The organism is Duganella sp. AC237 (assembly GCF_979254035.1).
Window position 1 is genome coordinate 689,561 of record NZ_CEEDEW010000003.1, and the last position, 18,065, is coordinate 707,625.

Sequence of the window (18,065 nt, forward strand, 5' to 3'; positions counted from 1 at the left end):
CTGATGCAGCTCTCAGTTCAGAGTTTCGACACTGATATAATGCTGCCTCATTATTTATCAGCTTATCCACCAGCTTCCATCATGTCTTCCGAAACCCCTAAAGACGGCCCGGCGCGGCCGATGCTCTACGACCCGACCGAACACCGCATCCGCAGCTTCGTCACCCGCGCCGGCCGCCTGTCGACCGCGCAGGCGCGCGCGCTGGAAGAGCAGGGTCCGAAGTTCATGATCGGCTACACCAAGGCGCCGCTCGACTACGAACAGGCGTTCGGCCGCAAGGCGCCGGTGGTGCTGGAAATCGGCTTCGGCATGGGCGGCACCACCGCGCACATCGCCGCCGCGATGCCGGAGAAGGACTTCATCGGCGTTGAGGTGCACACGCCCGGCGTGGGCAGCCTGCTCAAGCTGATCGACGAACAGGGCTTGACCAATCTGAAGGCCATCCAGCACGACGCGGTCGAGGTGCTGAACCAGATGATCCCGGACGGCTCGCTGCACGGCGTGCATATCTTCTTCCCGGATCCGTGGCACAAGGCGCGCCACAACAAGCGCCGCCTGATCCAGGCGCCGTTCGTCAAGCTGCTGGTGCAAAAGCTGGCCGTGGGCGGCTACCTGCACTGCGCGACCGACTGGGAAGACTACGCGGTGCAGATGCTGGAAGTGCTGGGCGCCGAAGAAGGCCTGCAAAACACCGCCGACGGCTACGCGCCGCAGCCGGCCTACCGTCCGCTGACCAAGTTTGAAAACCGCGGCCTGAAACTGGGCCATGGCGTGTGGGATCTGGTCTTCACCAGGAAGTAGTTATTTGGGCTGCCGGGCCAGCGCCGCGTTGAAGCGTTCGATCACATCGTCCGGCACCATCTTGCTGCACCACAGGCGGCGCTCGGACGCATCCCGATAGATCACGTCCGAGAATTTTCCCTTGTCGTCGCGGCCGGGCAGCTCCACCCAGCTCATCATGCAGGCCGGCTCGCGGTTGTCCTTTAGCAGCACCAGCTGCTGCTTGGCCGGCGTCTGGCGGATTTCGTAGGCGATGCCGGCGGCGGCCAGCGCCTCGGTCACCGGCTTGGCCGCGTCCCCGGCCAGCTGGCCTTGCGGCGTGGTGTAGTGCACCCCCGCGCGTTCGCTGTAGTGCACGATCAAGGTCTGGCCGGCGGCCGCGCCGCTCGCCATCGCCAATGCAATCGACACCAGTGCGGCCAGTGATTTCATCACGCCTCCAGCGTCTCCATATCCAGCACCACCACATACGAGAGGCGGCCGTTCTTCCACACGCCGCCGCCGCGCACCTGCGCGTCGCAGGTGGTGATCCGGTCGGCGACTTCCTCGCGTTTCAGGTTGGCGCGGAAGGCCAGCGAGGCTTTCTGCGACAGGTAACCGGCCATGCGGCCGTCGAGGAAGACGGCGACGGCGGCGCTTTCATACGGATTGGCGTCGTCGGGCACCAGGGTGGCCAGATACGGCACCCTGGCCGGCTGGTCGCCATGGTCGCCGGCCAATTGCTTCAGCGTGTTCTGGTAGCGCGATTCGTTGACCACTTCCACCAGGAAGCGGCCGTCGTCGGACCAGTGCAGCGCCGCCGGCGCGTTCGGCAGTGTCGGCTCGTACGGCGTGGCCGGGCGCGGTGGCAGCACCATCGGCTTGGCGGGATTGGTCTTGATGATCGCGTAGACCACCAGCGCGGTGGCGACGATGATCAACAGGGAGATGGCGAATTGCATGGCGGGTCTGTTCAAGTGCTGGCGTGTGAGGCCGACATCTTAACGCATGCCCTTGGCCTGATACACAATTTTGCCGCCCACGACGGTCTGCAGCACCTTGATGTTGGCGATGTCCTGTGCCGGGATGGTGAAGAAATTCCGGTCGAGGACAATCATGTCGGCCAGCTTGCCCACTTCCAGGGAACCGGTCAGCGCCTCCTGGCGCAGCGTGTACGCCGCGTTCATGGTGATGGCGCGCAGCGCGGCGGCGCGCGGCATGCCGGGTTGCTTGCCCAGCCGGCCGGCGTATTCCTTGCCGGCGTCCGGGGCGGCGGTGCGGGTCACGCCCACCTTGAGCGCGAACCATTCGTCCAGCGTATCGACCGGCCAGTCGCTGCCATAGGCGATGCGGGCGCCGGCGTCGAGCAGCAGCGCCTGCGGTTGCACGGTGGCGTAGCGCGCCGGCCCCATATAGTCCTTCAGCGCGCCGACGGTGTCCGGCGCCGGTTTGGCCCACTGGAACGACAGCACCGGCGTCACATCGAGCTTGGCGAAGCGCGGATAGTCTGCCGGGTCGACGATTTCGTCGTGCGCCAACGCGGGACGCACGTCCTTGCCGGCCGGCGTGGAGCGCAGGTATTCGATCGCGTCCAGCGTTTCGCGCACGGCGCGGTCGCCGTCGACGTGGATGTGCGGATCGATCTTCGCGTTGGCCAGTTCCGTCAGCGTGGTCCGCAACGCGTCCTGCGTGAAGTAGCTGGGCGGGCCGTTGCTGGCGCCGGGCTGCCAGTCCGGCCGGTCGGCCGTGCCCTTGTTGACCAGGTAAGGCTCCAGCATGGCGCCGGTGAAGGCGGGCGCCGAGATCACGCCGTCCATGAACAGTTTGGCGTGGCGCACCTGCATCGACGGCGCCACCGTGGTCGGGCCCTGGTCGAATTGTTTTTGCTGCTTGAGCAGCTCGGCGACGGCGCTTTGCGGCGTCGCGCCCTTGTCCAGATCGACCAGCACCGCGAAGTGCGCGCGCGCGGTCAGCTTGCCCTGTTTGTGCAGGTCGGTGAAGGCGGTCATCGTCTCCGGATCGGTGTAGGCGTCCAGGAAGGAGGTGATGCCTTGCTGGCGCATCGCCGCCAGCGCGGCGGTGGACGCGGCCAGGTTCTCGGCCACGGTGAGCGGCGGCAGCAAATTCATCGCCATGTCCTGGGCGGCATCCTCCAGCAGGCCGGTGGCGTTGCCGCCGGCGTCGCGGGTGATTTTTCCGCCGGCCGGATCCTTGGTGTCGCGCGTGATCCCGGCCAGTTTGATCGCCTTGGAATTCAACTGCACGGAGTGGCCGAAGGACGAGCGAACGAGCACGGGGCGGTCGGTCTTCAGCGCGTCCAGGGTGGCGGCGGTGGTTTCCACGCCATCGGGCAGCATCCCTTGCTGGAACCAGTTGACCACCACCAGCCAGCGGTCTGGCCCCGAGGGTTTGGCGCTGCGTTTGTCGGTGTCGATGCAGCCCTGGATGCGCGACTGGAACTGGGCGACGGTCAGCGCCTGATAATCGAGGCTGCAATTGAGCAGGCGGCTGCCGCCCGATTGCGGATGCATATGGCCGTCGACCAGGCCTGGCATCAGCATGCGGCCTTTCAGATCGACGACTTTGGTAGCTTTTCCGGTCAGCGGCTGGACGCCGGCGTTGTCGCCGACGTAGACGATGCGGCCGGCGCGCACGGCCAGCGCCTCTTGCACGCTGTCTTTCGCGTCGACGGTGTAAACATAGCCGTTGCGATAGACGGTATCGGCGGGTGGTTCGGCGGCGTATGCCGAGTTTTGCGCGGAAACAGCCGCCAGTATTGTCAGTCCTGCGAAATAAGCCCTGCTGGTCATGCATCCCCCGGGTTATGCGGCCTCCATCAGTTTGGTGCGCGGCGCCAGCGGCAGAAACGCCAACAGGTTCCCCGCCAACACCAGCGCCAGCCCGCTCAAGGCCAGCGGCGTCCAGTGGTAGCCTTCGTAAATGGTTGAAATGGTCAAAGCGACGATGGGGAATAATACCGTGGAATAGGCCGCGCGGTCCGGTCCTATGCGGCCGACCAGCAGCAAATACGTGGTGAACCCGATCACCGAGCCGGGAATGGCAAGGTACAGCAGCGCGCCAAGGTAACGCGGTGACGGATCGAGCGCGAACGGCATGCCCATCGCGAGGGAAGTTCAGGCAAAACTGCCGCAGTGGCGGCGCCGCCGTCGATGGCACATGAACGGTCAGGCGGCTGCGGGTTTTTCCCACGAAAAGCCCGGCGCGTAGACGTGATAGCCGTCGAAGTCGCCCTTGCCGATGGCCACGCCACGGCTGCGCGCGATCGCGTACACCATGCTCAGGTGGAAGTAGAAATTTGGCAGGATATACAAATTCAGATATTCGTCGGCCGGCAGCGCCAGGTCGGCGAAGCCCGCGCGGTCGCGGCAGATGCGGTCCGCCGGTCCATTGAATTGCGACGGCGGGATGTCGGCGATAAAGCGCATCGTCTCGACCACCTGCCACTGCAGCCCGGCGAACGAAATTTCGTCGCCGTTGAAGCTGACCACCGGCACCCCGGCCAGCGGGCAGCAGCCGCGCAGCGCGAAATTAGCGGTCGCCCTCACATGCTGAGCGAACGGCAGCATGTCCTTGTGCAGACGCGCCGCCAGCAGACCATCGCCAACGCCAGCTTCACCCTCGGCCGCCTCGATCTTGCCCAACATCCCGCACAACTGCGCGAGCGAACGATGAAACACGGCGGACGGATGCATGCGTTACTCCATTTCGCTGATCATGGCGACGATCTCGTCGCCGTAGGAAGCCAGTTTTTTCTCGCCGACGCCGGAAATGCCGCGCAGGTCAGACAGGGTGGTCGGCCGCGCCTTGGCGATTTCGCGCAAGGTCGCGTCGTTGAAGATGATGTACGCCGCCACGTCGTGCGCGCGCGCCGTCTCGACCCGCCACCAGCGCAGCTTGTCGAAGATGGCCTGTTCGCCGGTCGACAGGTCGCTCTCCACATAACCCTTGGAGGCGCGCCCGGCGCTTTTCTGCTTGACCGGTTTCTGGTACTGCCGCAGCTGCACCTTTTGCCCGCCCTTGAGCACCGGCCGCGCCGCGTCGGTCAGCTTGAGCGAGCTGTATGACTCGTGGTCGACCGTCACCAGTCCCAGTGCGATGGCCTGGCGCAGGATGGCGCGCCATTCCTGCTCGCTGCGGTCGGCGCCGATGCCGAACACCGACAGCGAATCGTGGTGCCAGGTCTTGATGCGTTCCGTCTCAACCCCGCGCAGCACTTCGATCACGTGGCCGGCGGCGAAGCGCTGGTCGACGCGGTACACCGCCGACAGCAGCTTTTGCACCGGCACCGTGCCGTCGAAGGACACCGGCGGAATCAAACAGGTGTCGCAGTTGCCGCACGGGCCGGAGCGCTCGCCGAAGTAGTCGAGCAGGCGCACGCGCCGGCAGCTCAGGGTTTCGCACAGTCCCAGCATCGCATCGAGCTTGTTGCCCAGCACGCGTTTGAAGGTTTCGTCGGCCTCCGATTCGTCGATCATGCGCCGTTGCAGCACCACGTCCTGCAAGCCGTAGGCCATCCAGGCGTTGGCGGGGGCGCCGTCGCGGCCGGCGCGGCCGGTCTCCTGGTAGTAGCCTTCGATGCTTTTCGGCAGATCCAGGTGGCAGACGAAGCGCACGTCCGGCTTGTCGATGCCCATGCCGAAGGCGATGGTGGCGCACATGACGATATTTTCTTCGCGCAGGAACTTGGCCTGGTTGGCCGCGCGCTTGGCGTGGTCCATGCCGGCGTGGTACGCCATCGCGCGCACGCCGTTTTCGTTGAGGAATTCGGCGGTCTCCTCGACCTTCTTGCGCGACAGGCAATAGACGATGCCGCAATCGCCGCCGTGTTCGGTGGTGATGAAGTCGAGCAATTGCTTGCGGCCGTTGGCCTTTTCAACGATCTGGTAACGGATGTTGGGGCGGTCGAACGACGACACGAACTGCATCGCGTCGCCCAGTTGCAGGCGGTGGACGATCTCGGCGCGGGTTTGCGGGTCGGCGGTGGCCGTGAGCGCGATGCGCGGCACGTTGGGGAATTGCTCGTGCAGCACCGACAGCTTGATGTACTCGGGCCGGAAGTCGTGGCCCCATTGCGAGACGCAATGCGCCTCGTCGATGGCGAACAGCGCGATCTTCGATGCCTGGAACAGGTTGAGGCAGCGGTCCGTCATCAGCCGCTCGGGGGCGACGTAGACCAGGTCGATCTCGCCGGTGCGCACCAGGCGCTCGATGCGCTGGGCTTCCTCGTAGGTCTGGGTGGAATTGAGGAAGGCGGCGCGCACGCCGACCTCGGCCAGCGCGTCGACCTGGTCCTGCATCAGCGCGATCAGCGGCGAGATGACCACGCCGACGCCGTCGCGCACCAGGGCGGGAATTTGGTAGCACAGCGACTTGCCGCCGCCGGTGGGCATCAAGACCAGCGCGTCGCCGCCGCCGCTGACGTGGCCGACAATTTCCGCCTGCTGGCCGCGGAACGCCGGATAACCGAACACGGTTTGCAGCAGGTCGAGGGCGCGTTCGTTATTTTCCTGGTGATTCATGATGCCACTGCAACTACTCAAAAAGTTAGTCCTTCCAGACGATCACGCCAGTGTAACCTGTGATGAGCACCAGCAGGCCAAAAGCGATGCGATACCACGCAAATATCGTGAAAGTATGGGTGGCGATATAGCGCAGCAGCCAGCGCACGCAGAAGAACGCCGAAATAAAGGCTGCCACGGTGCCGAGGGTAAACATCGGCAGGTCCGACACCGACAGCAGCGCGCGCGCCTTGTACAGCGAGTAGGCCGAGGCGATCAGCAAGGTCGGAATGCCGAGCAGGAAGGAAAACTCGGTGGCCACCTGGCGCGACAGGCCGAACATCATGCCGCCGATAATGGTCGCGCCGGAGCGGCTGGTGCCCGGAATCAGCGCGAACGCCTGGGCGATGCCCATTTTTAACGCATCGAGCGGCGTCATGTCCTCGACCGAGTGCACGCGCACGCTGACCGGGTTGGCGGCCGCATGGCGCTCGACGAGCAGGATGATGACGCCGCCGACGATCAGCGCGATGGCTACCGGCACCGGCTTGAACAAATAGGTCTTGAGCAGGTTGCCGAAGATCAGGCCCAGCACGGCCAGCGGCAGGAAGGCGATGCCGATGTTGAGGACGAAGCGCTGCTGGGCGCGGTCCGAGGTCACGCCGGCGAAGGCTTTTGCGATGCGGGCGCGGTATTCCCAGCAGACGGCAAAGATGGCGCCGGCCTGGATCACGATTTCAAAAACATTCATCTGTTCTTCCATGCCCTGAAAGCCCAGCAGGTGCTCGGTGAGGATCAGGTGGCCGGTGGAGGAGATCGGCAGGAATTCCGTGAAACCTTCCACGAGGCCCATGATGATGGCTTTTAGTGCGAGAACAATGTCCATGTAATTAAGTAGTTACGCGAGGGAGTTTGAGGGAGTTACTGCGAAGTGCTTACCGCCGGGGTCGAAGCTTACCATGTTCGGCGTTGTCTTTTCGTAATCTAACTCAACCGTAATCCGATTTGTGCGATGCGGCATAAAAAATCCCGCCGGACGCCCGTTCGGCGGACGCGCTCTCTGGATGAGACCGTTGTGGGGCGGCCTGGGGCGTGTTGCAGCGCATCGCGAAGATGCCCGTGAGATAACGTTTGGCGTCAGCGCAGCCGCAGCAGGCGCGTCATTTCGCCGCTTTTCTCGAGCGCGTCGAGGGCGGCGCTGACCTGTTCCACGGTGACGCGGCCCTTGCGCGAGACCGCGCAACCGCTCTTGACCTCGCTGACGACCAGCAGGTTGTAGCCGGCCGCCAGCTCGCCGTGGGGGAACTGCTTGTCGATCGACTGGCCCGTGGTCAGGAAATAGTCGAAGCGCCCGGCCTGCCACTTGCGCACCGTCAGGTTGAGCGACGGCGCGTCGTCGCGCACGAAGTCGGCGCCGAGCTTTTGTTCGATGTCCGGATAGTGGAAGCCGAGCACGGTGCCGACGGTTTTGCCGCGCACCGCCTCGATCGACGCCGGGGCCGGCACCCGCTTCGAGGCGATCAGTACTTCGGAGGTGGGAATGAAGGTGCGGCTCCAGTTGAAGTCGCCCTTGAACCACGCCGGCAGATAACCGCAGACGACGTCGCCGTCGCCCGATTCGAGCGCGCTGGTCATGCGCTTGCGCGGCAAGCCGACGAATTGCACCGGCATGCCCAGTTGCTTGCCCAGCGCGTTGCCCAGGGCCTCTTGGAAGCCGCCCTTGCGCGGACCGGACTGGGCGGGCGCGTCCTCGATCTTTTGCACGAAGCGCAGCGTGCCTTTGGCAGGCGCCGCCGTCGCCGCAATCGTCATCGATGGCTGCGCCGCCAGCAGCGCGGCGGCGAGCAGGGGAAGGAGGGGAAGTAGTGCACGGAGTGGTGCGGTCATGCGGCGTGCCCTGAGATGTCGACTTGCCAAAAGGTAGCCCATTCCCGGCGCCCAGTCAATCGAATGCAGGCGCGAATGAGCCCTCCATCTCGTCGATCTCTTCGCGCAGCCAGGCGCTGAAATGGGCAACCTTGCTCATTCCGCGCTTTCCGGGGTTGACCAGCAGCCGGTAGCCGCGCCCGTAGGTGGCGGTGAAGCCGGGAATCATCTTCAGCGCGCCGCTGCGGATGTCCTCGTAGGCGATCGTGTAGTGGGTCAGGCCGACGCCATGGCCGGCCAGCGCCGCCTGCACCAGCACAGCCGCGTTGGTGTAGGAGCGCGAGAAGTCGTGCTTGCCCTTGAGCAGGCCGTGATCGCGCAGCAGCATGATCCAGTTGTCGGTCGAATCCTCGTACAGCAGTGGAAAACGCCGCAGGTCGGCCGGGGTCAGTTCCGCCTGGCCGGGCGCCAGCAGCGACGGGCTGTAGACGGCCACCAGCCGCACGTGGAACAGGAAGTCCGGATCTTCCTTGTCGACGTCCATGATGCGCAGCGCGACGTCGGTGTTGTCGTCGTTGAGATCGACCAGCCGGTCGGTCGAGTCGATGCGGATGTCGAGCTCGGGATACAACTTGGTGAAGCGGTCGATGCGTTGCACCAGCCATTTGATCGCCAGCGAGTGGGTGGTCGAGATGCGCAGGATTTTTTCTTCGTCGCCGCCGCGCAGCGCCTCGACCTTGGCGCGCAGCTCGCCCAGCACACGGCGCACCGTCACCGCCAGCTCCTGCCCCTTTTCCGTCAGCGTGATGTGGCGCGGGTGGCGGATGAAGAGCTCAAAGCCGAGCGCGGCCTCCAGCTGCTTGACCTGCAGGCTGATCGCCGCCGGCGTCTTGTGCAGTTCCTCCGCAGCCAGTTTGAAGCTGCCCCAGCGGGCGGCGCAGTCGAAGTCGACGAGCCCGGACAAGGAGCGCAACGGTTTGTTCATGAGATCCTGAGGCTAAGTTTTTCTTATGCATCAATCGAAAATAACTCGTTTGATCGAGCGGGCATGCGGGATGAAAATATACCGCATACGCCGAAACGTCGCCATGACTAAGTTTTGTTGATGGGGGAGGGCGTTCACGACCATTCAGGAGTCAGCCATGTCCACGTCCACGATACCCAAGCACCAAGCCGTCGATCACGCCTCGTTCGAAGTATTCACGCCCGAGTTTCGCGCGCGGTTTGTTGCGCAACTGATGAAGATATTGGCGCAGATGGCGCGCCGTTGAGGCTTGCGCAGGATGCTCGAACGTTACTTGCTTGTTGTCCGGCTAATTGGACGAATTCGCGGTTTTTTGTACGTGATCGCCGCGTCGTTTAATCTTTTCTTTGCCACTGCATACTGGTCTTCGGTGAGCAAGATCGCTCCGGGCGGAAGAAACCAGCCAATGACGCAGTGATCGTCGCGTAGTGCGATTTGAATATGTGTATTTGCATGAAATCCAGACGTGGGCGCGACTTCCGCACCTTGGTGGAAGGCAGCTCTTACCGCCTGAAACGGTGGTAGCGGAGGGGTCGCTGAGCCAGCAGCAATTTGGCCAGCCGCAAAGGCCTCGTAGGCCAAACTAAACTCTTTGATGCCGACTTGCGTGGTCAGATCGAGCCAGTCACGCACCTGCAGCGCTGCGCCGACGACGGCTGGTGTCGCAATCGGCTTTGCAGTGTAGCGTTTTTCGGGATGAAGGTACGATGCCTGTGCGAACAGTCGGGCGCGTTCGGCGTCGCCTTCAAAAAAATACGCACCAGGTCCTAGCCAGTCATACTTGTTGTTGCTGTGGTTGAGGTGTTTCAGACGCCCGCTGACAAGATCGTCCCGGATGGTAACGTCACAGCCGTGATAGGCGATGAGCGCGGTTTCCACGCTTATCTAAAACGAGGCGTGAGTTTGCCATCCCGTGTGACTATGCCAGCTTTTATGGCTATCTCCGCCGCCTGGTTTGCCGTCATCGCGTACGGATTTTTTGCTGGGGCTGCAACCGACGCCACCTTCACGCCGTATCGCTTCGCAACGGACTTGACGACAGCGGAAAACTTATCCTGCTGCGTTGGCGTTGAGCGCACGCCATTATCCCGCAGCAATTCCGCTTTGGGAAAAACCTGCCGCCGGTCGCTCGACTTCGTTCTGGTCTTTGGAGTAGTCATGATCTGATTCTCCCACAGTGAAAAGAGCGACGCAATTCCCGCGCAGCTTTGCCGTAACCGCCGTGACCAAATAACTTCTTCGGGTCGACAGTGTCACCGCGCTAGGCCGGCGCGGTGGCGCGTTCCAGCGCATCGAGCCACAGCATCGCCTGCTCGCGGCTGGTGCCGCACATCTCCTCCGACGGCTGCAAGCCGCCGCAGCAGGCCGGGCGCTCGGGCTTGCCAAAGATGCCGCAGCGGTTGTCGTCCTGAAGCTGGATGCAGCGCACGCCGGCCGGCTTGCCGTTGGGCATACCGGGGATGGCGCTGGAGATGGAGGGGGCGGTACAGCAGGCGCCACAGTTCGGACGGCATGCCATCGCCGATGTGGTCGAGGTCATAGGGCCGGTATTTTACCCGGCTTTGCCGGCGGCCAGCCATTTTCCGACCTGGCCGGCGACCCAGGTGCCGTCGTCCAGCGGCAGGTCGTGGCCGGCGTCGGGATGCTCGCGGTGTTCGGCTTGCCAAGCCTCTGCCAGCCGGCGCGAGCAGCGCGGATCAACCAGCTGGTCGCCGGCGCTGCTCAGTACCAGCAGCGGCACGGCGGGCCGCGCGGCCGGGGCGCGGAAGCGCGCGGCCGACCACAACTGGCGCAGCGCGTTGGCGCGCGTGACGGGAAACTCGCGCTGGTAGCCCAGCCAGCGGTTCAGCAGGCCGGCGCGTTCGGCGGCGTCGCCGTGGCGGCTGGTCAGGCGCAGGATCAGCCGCTCCTGATCCTCGACGCCGCCGTCGAGCAACTGGCGGACGATGGCGCCATAGTTTTGCCAGCGCAGCCGCTCGTGGAAGCGGCTGTAGGGACGCATGCTGGTGTTGATCAGTACGCAGCGGGTCAGCTCGCCCGGATGGCGGCTGGCCCATTCCACCGCCACCATGCCACCCAGCGACAGCGCCAGCAGCGAATAAGGCGGCGGCAGGCCGCGCGCCAGCAGATCCTGGCGGCAGAACGCCACCATCTCCGCCACCGTGGTCGGACTGCGCAGCGCGTGCCGTGTGCCGTTGCCCGGCAGGTCGGGCGTGACGACGTCCACGCCCACCACCGTCTCGGCCAACTGGTTGGGAAAGCGGCCCCAATGGCGCTGCTCGCGCATCAGCCCGCGCAACAACACCCAGGTGCCCGCGTCCTCGGTCATGTGTGATACCACTGCGACAGCGCGCGCCGGTGCTGCACCTTGCGCGCCAGGCCCTCCGGCATCCAGCGCCCATGGCTGTTGGCGGCCCGCATCAGGAAGTCGAACCAGATCAGGTGGCGCCGCAGCACCCGCTGCAAGCGGTGCGCCGCCGTCGGATTGAAGAAGGCGACGCGGTCGAAGATCTGGCGCGGATTTTTCTTCACCCACAGCCACGAACCCATCTCCAAGGTCAGCGGCAGGAACGCGCGGTCGCTGCCGGTGGTGCCGTTCAGGTACAGGTAATCCCACAGGTCGCCATGGGTGCGGTACTGGCGGCTTTGCGGCTCGAACACGTAGTTATGATTGGGATAGCTCTGGGTGAACAACTGTTCCAGCGCGCCGATGTCGGCCAGGTGCGGAATCGGCGTGGCCGTGTGGGCGTGCGGAAACCAGATGCGGTCGCGCAGGCCGAAGCCCGAGTGGCAGTCGAGCGCCATGCTGAACTGGCGCGTGAGCAGCTCGCGCGAGACCAGGTCGCAGACGGCCTGGCTTTCCGGCTCCATCGGCGCGCCGTCGACGCCGCGATACCACGGCAAATGGTGGCTGTAGCGCTGGCCGCCCAGCATGAACGGGACTTTTTCCACTGCGCTCAGCGGCGCGTTGCGCATCAGGTCGACGCCCTGCGGGTTGCAGCGCGTGGCCTGCCACATGCCGCCGGGATTGACCAGCGGCATGAACACTAGCCGCATCGATTCGAGTTGCTGGTGCAGCGTGCTGTCCCAGCGCAGCCGCGCCAGCAGGCTCTCCAGGAACGACAGGATCACTTGCGTGCCGATCCGCTCCAGGCCGTGGATGCCGCCGAAAAAGCCCAGCGCCGGCACGTCCGGACTCGGGTTGCCCAGCGCGATCGTGTAGACGGGGAACTGGCGGCCGTCCATGGCCACCGTGCAAGGGGCGTTCACTTCCAGATGGCGCCCGCCTTCGTCGATCAGACGTTTCAGGGTGATCAGTTCGGGCAGGTTCTTCTCTGGCATGGGCGGACGCAGGTGGGAATATGGCAGCTAGTGTAGCCGATGTGCCCGGTTTCGCCGTGCCCGCACGGAACGATATTTTCAGTCGCGTAAGGGCGCGCACACCGCCACCAGCTGCGCGCGCAACCAGCGCTGGGCCGGGTGGGCGTCGTTGCGGCGGTGCCAGTGCAGCACGAACGGCACCGGCGCCAGGTCCAGCTCGGCCGGCAGCGGCAGCACGGCCAGCGCCGCGCGCAGGCCGCTGGCCCGCACCACGCCCGCCATCATGGTGGCCAGCACGTCGCTGGCGGCGACGATCGCCGGCGCGGCGTACATCTGCGGCAGCGTGATGGCGACGTCGCGCGTGCGGCCCAGCTGCGCCAGCCGCACGTCCACGTGGCCCACACCGTCCCCCTCCGGCGACACCAGCAGGTGCCGGTGCGCCAGGAAGGCCTCGAGCGGGACGGTCTTTTCGTTCGCCAGCGGATGATCCTTGCGCGCCACGCAGACGAAGCGCTCCTCGAACAGGGGCGTGGTCGGAATGCGCGGCGTGCTGCCGCCCGGCACGCCGATGGCGGCGTCGACCTCGCCGGCGTCGAGCAGGGCCAACGCGTCCTCGCGCGCGCTGAAGGCGCGCACCCGCAGCGTCACGCCCGGCGCCACGCGCGCCAAATGCCGCAGTAGCGGGGGCAGGACGACGAAGGCCGGATGGTCCGACAGCCCCAGGGTCAGGCGCAAGGTCGATGTCGTCGGGTCGAAGGCTTGGGTGAAGTCCAGCGTGCGCTGGATGCTGGCCAGCGCGTCCCCCAGCGGCGCGGCCAGTTCCAGCGCGCGCGGCGTCGGCTGCAGTCCGGCCGCGCTGCGCACGAATAGTTCGTCCTTCAGCAGCAGCCGCAGGCGGGCCAGCGCCGCGCTCATGGCCGGCTGCGTGCGGCCGATGCGCACGCCGGCGCGCGTGACATTGCGCTCGCACATCAGCGCGTCGAAGGCGACGAGGAGGTTGAGGTCGATCCCATGTAAATCCATGCCATGGATATTACTGCATATCCATTATCGATTGGAATTGCGCGCGCCGCGCCGCTACAGTGAAGGTCTCCATCACCACACGCAAAGCACACCATGACCATGCAAGACAACGGCCTCACCCTTGCTCAACAGCAAGCCATCGAAAACCTTTACGGCGCCTTCAACGACAAGCATCCCGACCTGCTCGACCAGGCGCTGGCGGTCGATTGGGAAGACATTCCGCTGGGACCGGACCAGCAGCCCGGCCTGGCGGGGATGAAACCGGTGATCGCACTGTTCACCACCGCTTTCCCGGACGTGAAGATCACCATCCTCGACATTTTCGGCCGCGATGGCCACGCCGCCGTGCGCGCGCAAATCACCGGCACGCATAGCGGCGAGTTCTTCGGCATCGCGCCGACGGGCAAGCCGATCGCCATTGCCATCCACGAATTTCACCACCTGTCGGCCGACCGCATCACCCGCACCTGGCACCTGGAAGACTGGTTCGGCATGCTCAATCAGGTGGGGGCGTGGCCGCCCAAGGCGGTCTGACCACTTGAAATTGTGGTCTGATAGGTAAACGTTTAATTAGTGCTTGACGTAATCGTCGACCTTGCCTAGCCTTCGTATCGGAGACTCATTACCGATATAAATAGAAAGGTTGACAATGAAGCATTTATCCAGCCGATTGACCCTGCTGGTAGCCGCCGTCCTGGCCGCCGGCGCCGTTCACGCCGACGGCCCGTTCCGCAATCCCGACAATAAAAGCGCCAACGACGCCGGCGAGGGCACCTATCCGGTTCCGTACAAAAAGCCGACCGAGGCCGAGATCGTCGGCGCGCTCGACCGCGTGCGCGGCTACATCGACAGCATCACGCCGACCCGCATCGTCGACAAGGCGACCGGCAAGCCGATCACCGACCTCAAGAAGCCGGTAGCCGGCGCCGTGTTCGAGAACTCGCCCGGCGACTTCGGCCTGATGGTGTACGAGATGGGCGTGATCCACTCGGGCCTGCTGAAGGCGGCCGAGGTCACCGGCGACAAGCGCTACAGCGACGTCACGCGCCGTCACCTGCAATTCTTCAAGGACACGCAGCCGTATTTCCAGGCGCAGGAAAACCAGTTCAAGCTGGGCCGCGCCAACAGCTTCACCCGCTTCCTGGAACCGCGCTCGCTCGACGACAGCGGCTCGATGTGCGCCGCGCTGGTGCGCGCGCGCTTCGCCAAGGTCGGCCCGGACCTGAAGGGCATGATCGACACCTGCAGCGGCTATGTGCAGAAGAAGCAGTACCGCCTCGACGACGGCACCTTCGCGCGCCAGCGTCCGCAGGCCTCGTCGCTGTGGGCCGACGACATGTACATGGGCATTCCGGCGCTGGCCGAGATGGGCCACCTCACCGGCGACAAGGCCTGGTTCGACGACGCCGCCTCCAATGTGCTGACGATGGCCCAGCACCTGTTCAACGAGCGCAACGGCTTGTTCACGCACGGCTGGAACGCCAACAACCCGGACGCGCCGCGCTTCTACTGGGCGCGCGCCAACGGCTGGGCGGTGTTGTCGATGAGCGACCTGCTCGACGTGCTGCCGAAGGACCATCCGGCCTATCCGAAGGTGCTTGCCCAGCTGCGCGCCAGCCTGCGCGGCATCGCCGAGCTGCAGTCGGGCACCGGCCTGTGGCACCAGATGCTCGACCGTAACGATTCGTACCTGGAAACCTCGGCCACCGCGATCTTCGTCTACGTCTACGCGCACGCGATCAACCAGGGCTGGATCAGCCCGACGACCTACGGCTCGATCGCCCAGGCCGGATGGATCGGCCTGAGCACGCGCATCAACGCCAAGGGACAAGTGGAAGGCACCTGCGTCGGCACCACGTTCGCCAGCGACCAGGTGTACTACTACAACCGCCCGGTCAGCGTCGACGCGATGCACGGCTACGGTCCGGTGCTGCTGGCCGGCGCCGAGATGGTCAAGCTGCTGAAAAACCCCGCCATCGACATCCAGCACAAGCTGCGCACCTACCACTACATGCCGCGCGAGAGCGGCGCCAAGATCAGCGAGCACTGATCTGTTCGATGATGGGTCCGGCCCGGCGGCCGGACCCATGTTGCCGCTTAGCTGCGGTACAGCGGGTTGGAGGCGACGTAGACGGTGACCTTCTTATTGAAGGTGCCGGCCGGCGCGATCTTGCCCAAGTCGAACGACGTCTCTTGATGCAAGGTCTGGAAGTGCCAGGTGAAGCTGGCGCCGTTGACCTTGAATTCCACGGTTTCGCCATTTTCCACGCGTACGTGCTTGGTCATTTCCGAGATCACGATTTGGCGGTGGGCGCCGGCCGCCGGCGCGCTGGTGCCGTATTTGGCCGTGCCGGCGGTGGTCGCGAAAGCGGTGGCGGTCGTTGCGAACAGGGCGGCAACCAGGGCTGCGGTGCGGATCGATTTAAACATGATGGTGTTCCTTCAAATTGTGCGACGGTTGAGTCCATTCGTGCGGACAGGTTTGCCGGCAGCATTCGATTTGCTGCCGATGAACACAGTATGGGGATGTTGTCGACACCTAAAATCTGCCGACCGGGGGAGGGCGTATGCCGGGCGGCATATGAAGGCAGTGAATGCACGAGCTCGCTTGACGGTGTTGTCCACCGTTCACACCCCGAGTTTCATTGTGGACTGCCATCAGTGTTGGGGCTAAAGTGATTTGGATCAACATCCGGCTGTCGTCCAAATCCACTTCGTCATCGCAAGCCTCAAAAATAGGGAGCAATGTCATGCAATGGTTTTCCAGCTTGAAAATGTCCACCAAATTGATCGTGTCATTCGCATCCGTGCTGGCGCTGACGTTGCTGGTCGCCATCTTTTCCATCGTGCAGCTGGCAAGGGTCAACCAAACGTCGACCGACATGGAAATCAATTGGATGCCGAGTGTTCGCGCCACCTCGGACATGAACACCAACACGTCAGACTTCCGCATTGCCGCGCTTCAGCACATCCTGTCGGCCGACGCCCAAGACATGGCCCGCTACGAGCAGGAGATGGCCAAGATCATGGCGCAGTTCGAAAAGAACCAGAAGGAGTACGCCGCGCTGATCAGCTCGCCGGAGGAAAAAAAGATATACGAAGCCTTCCTGAAAAACTGGGAGGAGTATCTGGCCGAGCACAACAAGGTGCTGACTTTGTCGCGGGCCAACGCTAATGAGGAAGCGACCAAACTCGCCCGCGGCAACTCCCAAGTGCAGTTCGACGAGGCCAGTGCGGACCTGGGCAGGCTGGTCGATCTCAACGTGGGCGGCGGCCGGCAGGCAAGCGCCGATGGCAACGCGATGTATGCCAACGCCCGCGCGTGGATCATCGGCCTGAGCGCGGTCGCCATTGCCCTGAGCGTGCTCATCGTCGTGGTCGTGGTCCGCAGCGTGCAGTCGCAGCTGGGCGGCGATCCCGCCTATGCGGCCGGGATCGTGCGCCGCATCGCCGAGGGCGACCTGAACGTGCATGTCGAGGTCGCGCACGACGACAAGCACAGCTTGCTGTTCTTCATGGGCGAGATGCGCGCCAGCCTCGAAGGCATCGTCAACCAGGTGCGGGCCGGCACCGTCAGCATTGGCGCGGCCACGCGCCAGATCGCGGTGGGCAATCTTGACCTGTCGTCGCGCACCGAGGAGCAGGCCAGCTCGCTGGAGGAAACGGCGTCGTCGATGGAAGAGATGACCTCGACCGTCAAGCAGAACGCCGACAATGCCCGGCAGGCCAACCAACTGGCGATCACGGCCTCCGACATCGCCACCAAGGGCGGCGCGGTGGTTGCGCAAGTGGTCGAAACCATGGGTTCCATCAATGCGTCGTCCAGCATGATCGTCGACATCATCGGCGTGATCGACGGCATTGCGTTCCAGACCAACATCCTGGCCCTGAACGCGGCGGTCGAGGCGGCCCGCGCCGGGGAACAAGGCCGGGGATTCGCCGTCGTCGCCAGCGAGGTGCGCAACCTGGCGCAACGCTCGGCCGCCGCCGCCAAGGAGATCAAGGCCTTGATCGGGGCGTCGGTCGAACAGGTCGAGGCGGGCGCCACCTTGGTCGACCAGGCCGGCTCGACGATGCAAGGGATCGTCGACAGCATCCGCAGCGTGACCGACATCATGAGCGAGATCAGCGCGGCCAACCAGGAGCAAACGCAAGGCATCGAGCAGATCAACCAGGCGATCGTCCAGATGGACAACACCACCCAGCAGAACGCCGCGCTGGTGGAGGAGGCGGCGGCGGCCTCGCAGGCGCTGCAGGACCAGGCGGCCAGGCTGGCGGAGCTGGTCAGCGTGTTCAAGACCGCTGAGAGCGCAGACACCCCGGCGCTGAAACCGGCGCCGTCGAGCCGTCCGGCGCTGCCCGCGAAAGCGGCGCCGGCGAGCGGCCGCGCTGTCGTTGCCGCCACAGGCCGGGCCGGCGCCAAGCCGCTGAAACTGGCATCGACGGGCAGCTCCGCCGCCGGCGGCGACTGGGAAGAGTTTTAATCGATTGGCATGGCTTTCACCCCGGGTTAAGAATAATAATTTACGATGCCTTGCCAGTCGGGCATACGA

At 64.5% G+C, this 18,065-nt stretch carries 20 protein-coding genes and 1 pseudogene; 5 read left to right on the forward strand and 16 right to left on the reverse strand.

Going from position 1 to position 18,065, the window contains the following annotated elements; translation table 11 throughout:
- Positions 1 to 81 precede the first annotated feature (81 nt).
- Positions 82 to 801, forward strand: coding sequence for a tRNA (guanosine(46)-N7)-methyltransferase TrmB (trmB, locus tag AC0IYS_RS03380; protein ID WP_471703845.1), 720 nt, complete (start codon positions 82 to 84; stop codon positions 799 to 801).
- On the opposite strand, the gene AC0IYS_RS03385 is transcribed toward trmB, so the two are convergent.
- The 9 genes and pseudogenes from AC0IYS_RS03385 to AC0IYS_RS03425 all read right to left on the reverse strand — a co-directional run bounded on the left by AC0IYS_RS03385 (position 802) and on the right by AC0IYS_RS03425 (position 9,129).
- Positions 802 to 1,212, reverse strand: a complete 411-nt coding sequence (locus AC0IYS_RS03385; RefSeq protein ID WP_471703846.1) for a hypothetical protein — start codon at positions 1,210 to 1,212, stop codon at positions 802 to 804.
- Positions 1,212 to 1,721 (reverse strand): hypothetical protein, encoded by a 510-nt coding sequence (locus AC0IYS_RS03390; RefSeq protein ID WP_471703847.1) that lies wholly within the window; start codon positions 1,719 to 1,721, stop codon positions 1,212 to 1,214. The genes AC0IYS_RS03385 and AC0IYS_RS03390 overlap by 1 nt, the downstream gene beginning before the upstream one ends.
- 39 nt (positions 1,722 to 1,760) lie before the next feature.
- Positions 1,761 to 3,569 carry an amidohydrolase gene (locus AC0IYS_RS03395; protein WP_471703848.1) on the reverse strand — a complete coding sequence of 603 codons (1,809 nt, stop codon included), beginning with the start codon at positions 3,567 to 3,569 and terminating at the stop codon, positions 1,761 to 1,763.
- Positions 3,570 to 3,581: 12 nt separating this feature from the next.
- Positions 3,582 to 3,890, reverse strand: a pseudogene (locus AC0IYS_RS03400) (EamA family transporter); the annotation flags it as partial.
- Between the two features lie 54 nt (positions 3,891 to 3,944).
- Positions 3,945 to 4,472, reverse strand: a complete 528-nt coding sequence (locus AC0IYS_RS03405; protein ID WP_471703849.1) for a DUF1993 domain-containing protein — start codon at positions 4,470 to 4,472, stop codon at positions 3,945 to 3,947.
- A 3-nt stretch (positions 4,473 to 4,475) separates the two neighbouring features.
- A complete protein-coding gene (gene recQ / locus AC0IYS_RS03410; protein WP_471703850.1) occupies positions 4,476 to 6,299 on the reverse strand; it encodes a DNA helicase RecQ in 1,824 nt (607 codons plus the stop codon).
- 25 nt (positions 6,300 to 6,324) lie between these two features.
- Positions 6,325 to 7,164 carry an undecaprenyl-diphosphate phosphatase gene (locus AC0IYS_RS03415; protein WP_471703851.1) on the reverse strand — a complete coding sequence of 280 codons (840 nt, stop codon included), beginning with the start codon at positions 7,162 to 7,164 and terminating at the stop codon, positions 6,325 to 6,327.
- Positions 7,165 to 7,415: 251 nt separating this feature from the next.
- A complete protein-coding gene (locus tag AC0IYS_RS03420; RefSeq protein WP_471703852.1) occupies positions 7,416 to 8,165 on the reverse strand; it encodes a substrate-binding periplasmic protein in 750 nt (249 codons plus the stop codon).
- A 55-nt stretch (positions 8,166 to 8,220) separates the two neighbouring features.
- Positions 8,221 to 9,129 carry a LysR substrate-binding domain-containing protein gene (locus tag AC0IYS_RS03425; protein WP_471703853.1) on the reverse strand — a complete coding sequence of 303 codons (909 nt, stop codon included), beginning with the start codon at positions 9,127 to 9,129 and terminating at the stop codon, positions 8,221 to 8,223.
- A gap of 157 nt (positions 9,130 to 9,286) precedes the next feature.
- Between AC0IYS_RS03425 and AC0IYS_RS03430 the strand changes: the two genes are divergently transcribed.
- Entirely contained in the window at positions 9,287 to 9,415 is a 129-nt protein-coding gene (locus tag AC0IYS_RS03430; RefSeq protein ID WP_471703854.1) for a hypothetical protein, read from the forward strand.
- Positions 9,416 to 9,438: 23 nt separating this feature from the next.
- Here the strand turns inward: AC0IYS_RS03430 and AC0IYS_RS03435 are convergent, their stop codons facing one another.
- The 6 genes from AC0IYS_RS03435 to AC0IYS_RS03460 form a co-directional block, all read right to left on the reverse strand.
- Positions 9,439 to 10,047: a hypothetical protein gene (locus tag AC0IYS_RS03435; RefSeq protein ID WP_471703855.1), complete on the reverse strand. Its 609-nt coding sequence runs from the start codon at positions 10,045 to 10,047 to the stop codon at positions 9,439 to 9,441.
- A gap of 2 nt (positions 10,048 to 10,049) precedes the next feature.
- Complete coding sequence (locus AC0IYS_RS03440; RefSeq protein ID WP_471703856.1) at positions 10,050 to 10,328, reverse strand: hypothetical protein; 279 nt, start codon at positions 10,326 to 10,328, stop codon at positions 10,050 to 10,052.
- Between the two features lie 101 nt (positions 10,329 to 10,429).
- Positions 10,430 to 10,708: a YkgJ family cysteine cluster protein gene (locus AC0IYS_RS03445; protein WP_471703857.1), complete on the reverse strand. Its 279-nt coding sequence runs from the start codon at positions 10,706 to 10,708 to the stop codon at positions 10,430 to 10,432.
- Positions 10,709 to 10,720: 12 nt separating this feature from the next.
- Positions 10,721 to 11,497 carry an alpha/beta fold hydrolase gene (locus AC0IYS_RS03450; protein ID WP_471703858.1) on the reverse strand — a complete coding sequence of 259 codons (777 nt, stop codon included), beginning with the start codon at positions 11,495 to 11,497 and terminating at the stop codon, positions 10,721 to 10,723.
- Positions 11,494 to 12,510, reverse strand: a complete 1,017-nt coding sequence (locus AC0IYS_RS03455; RefSeq protein WP_471703859.1) for a M14 family zinc carboxypeptidase — start codon at positions 12,508 to 12,510, stop codon at positions 11,494 to 11,496. The genes AC0IYS_RS03450 and AC0IYS_RS03455 overlap by 4 nt, the downstream gene beginning before the upstream one ends.
- Before the next feature lie 78 nt (positions 12,511 to 12,588).
- Positions 12,589 to 13,512 (reverse strand): LysR family transcriptional regulator, encoded by a 924-nt coding sequence (locus AC0IYS_RS03460; RefSeq protein ID WP_471703860.1) that lies wholly within the window; start codon positions 13,510 to 13,512, stop codon positions 12,589 to 12,591.
- 93 nt (positions 13,513 to 13,605) lie between these two features.
- Between AC0IYS_RS03460 and AC0IYS_RS03465 the strand changes: the two genes are divergently transcribed.
- A complete protein-coding gene (locus tag AC0IYS_RS03465; RefSeq protein WP_471703861.1) occupies positions 13,606 to 14,046 on the forward strand; it encodes an ester cyclase in 441 nt (146 codons plus the stop codon).
- 115 nt (positions 14,047 to 14,161) lie between these two features.
- Complete coding sequence (locus tag AC0IYS_RS03470) at positions 14,162 to 15,562, forward strand: glycoside hydrolase family 88/105 protein (RefSeq protein ID WP_471703862.1); 1,401 nt, start codon at positions 14,162 to 14,164, stop codon at positions 15,560 to 15,562.
- Positions 15,563 to 15,609: 47 nt separating this feature from the next.
- On the opposite strand, the gene AC0IYS_RS03475 is transcribed toward AC0IYS_RS03470, so the two are convergent.
- Complete coding sequence (locus AC0IYS_RS03475) at positions 15,610 to 15,942, reverse strand: CzcE family metal-binding protein (protein ID WP_471703863.1); 333 nt, start codon at positions 15,940 to 15,942, stop codon at positions 15,610 to 15,612.
- A gap of 320 nt (positions 15,943 to 16,262) precedes the next feature.
- Between AC0IYS_RS03475 and AC0IYS_RS03480 the strand changes: the two genes are divergently transcribed.
- Positions 16,263 to 17,996, forward strand: a complete 1,734-nt coding sequence (locus AC0IYS_RS03480; protein ID WP_471703864.1) for a methyl-accepting chemotaxis protein — start codon at positions 16,263 to 16,265, stop codon at positions 17,994 to 17,996.
- The last annotated feature ends 69 nt before the right edge of the window (positions 17,997 to 18,065 follow it).

Coding starts and splice junctions, on each gene's coding strand:
- trmB (WP_471703845.1), top strand. CDS start 82: ATGTCTTCCGAAACCCCTAAAGACGGCCCGGCGCGGCCGATGCTCTAC.
- AC0IYS_RS03385 (WP_471703846.1), bottom strand. CDS start 1,212: ATGAAATCACTGGCCGCACTGGTGTCGATTGCATTGGCGATGGCGAGC.
- AC0IYS_RS03390 (WP_471703847.1), bottom strand. CDS start 1,721: ATGCAATTCGCCATCTCCCTGTTGATCATCGTCGCCACCGCGCTGGTG.
- AC0IYS_RS03395 (WP_471703848.1), bottom strand. CDS start 3,569: ATGACCAGCAGGGCTTATTTCGCAGGACTGACAATACTGGCGGCTGTT.
- AC0IYS_RS03405 (WP_471703849.1), bottom strand. CDS start 4,472: ATGCATCCGTCCGCCGTGTTTCATCGTTCGCTCGCGCAGTTGTGCGGG.
- recQ (WP_471703850.1), bottom strand. CDS start 6,299: ATGAATCACCAGGAAAATAACGAACGCGCCCTCGACCTGCTGCAAACC.
- AC0IYS_RS03415 (WP_471703851.1), bottom strand. CDS start 7,164: ATGGACATTGTTCTCGCACTAAAAGCCATCATCATGGGCCTCGTGGAA.
- AC0IYS_RS03420 (WP_471703852.1), bottom strand. CDS start 8,165: ATGACCGCACCACTCCGTGCACTACTTCCCCTCCTTCCCCTGCTCGCC.
- AC0IYS_RS03425 (WP_471703853.1), bottom strand. CDS start 9,129: ATGAACAAACCGTTGCGCTCCTTGTCCGGGCTCGTCGACTTCGACTGC.
- AC0IYS_RS03430 (WP_471703854.1), top strand. CDS start 9,287: ATGTCCACGTCCACGATACCCAAGCACCAAGCCGTCGATCACGCCTCG.
- AC0IYS_RS03440 (WP_471703856.1), bottom strand. CDS start 10,328: ATGACTACTCCAAAGACCAGAACGAAGTCGAGCGACCGGCGGCAGGTT.
- AC0IYS_RS03445 (WP_471703857.1), bottom strand. CDS start 10,708: ATGACCTCGACCACATCGGCGATGGCATGCCGTCCGAACTGTGGCGCC.
- AC0IYS_RS03450 (WP_471703858.1), bottom strand. CDS start 11,497: ATGACCGAGGACGCGGGCACCTGGGTGTTGTTGCGCGGGCTGATGCGC.
- AC0IYS_RS03455 (WP_471703859.1), bottom strand. CDS start 12,510: ATGCCAGAGAAGAACCTGCCCGAACTGATCACCCTGAAACGTCTGATC.
- AC0IYS_RS03460 (WP_471703860.1), bottom strand. CDS start 13,512: ATGGATTTACATGGGATCGACCTCAACCTCCTCGTCGCCTTCGACGCG.
- AC0IYS_RS03465 (WP_471703861.1), top strand. CDS start 13,606: ATGACCATGCAAGACAACGGCCTCACCCTTGCTCAACAGCAAGCCATC.
- AC0IYS_RS03470 (WP_471703862.1), top strand. CDS start 14,162: ATGAAGCATTTATCCAGCCGATTGACCCTGCTGGTAGCCGCCGTCCTG.
- AC0IYS_RS03475 (WP_471703863.1), bottom strand. CDS start 15,942: ATGTTTAAATCGATCCGCACCGCAGCCCTGGTTGCCGCCCTGTTCGCA.
- AC0IYS_RS03480 (WP_471703864.1), top strand. CDS start 16,263: ATGCAATGGTTTTCCAGCTTGAAAATGTCCACCAAATTGATCGTGTCA.